Genomic DNA, 582 nt, shown 5'->3' on the forward strand with positions numbered 1-582 from the left:
CCATGATTGTGGCAGATAATCAGGGAATTCATTTTAGTTTGGAGACGGTGGGGGTTGTCGAAGAGCTGGCATTACCGATGTTGGAGGCTATCCGTATCCTCTCTATCCTCACGACAAATGCCTTAGAGGCAGCTAGTGAGGCGGAAAATCCGCAGATTCGGGTTGCTTTGTTGGCAGGTGATAGGAGTGTTCGTTTTATCATTGAAAACACTCGTAAGAAAGAAGAACTGAATCCCATCATTCTCAGCCAAAAGGGATACTCTACCAAGGGAAACCACAGTGGACTGGGCTTAGCAACCTTGGAGGATATGGTTTTTCATTATGATTTAAACTTAGACACCCAGCTAGGAGAGACGACTTTTAGACAAGATTTAGAATTGCCATTTAAGGATGAGAAACGAGGGGGAGAGGAATGAGAATTTTAGTTTTGGAAGACGATAGAGTCCAGCAAGGACGGATAGAGCAGACTTTACTAGATATTGGTCGCACTCGCAATTTAAGATTGGAAATTGATATTGCCAAAAACTATGGGGACGTTGAAAAGTATTCTCAGTATTTTGACCATTATCAGCTCTATTTATT

At 42.3% G+C, this 582-nt stretch carries 1 protein-coding gene; it reads left to right on the forward strand.

The window, feature by feature from the left end:
- Positions 1-416: GHKL domain-containing protein (locus JQ843_RS05335; RefSeq protein ID WP_203213080.1), on the forward strand; the 416-nt coding region annotated here is incomplete at its 5' end.
- Between the last annotated feature and the right edge of the window lie 166 nt (positions 417-582).

The sequence above is a fragment of the Streptococcus mitis genome, from assembly GCF_905187495.1.
GTDB lineage: Bacteria > Bacillota > Bacilli > Lactobacillales > Streptococcaceae > Streptococcus > Streptococcus mitis_CU.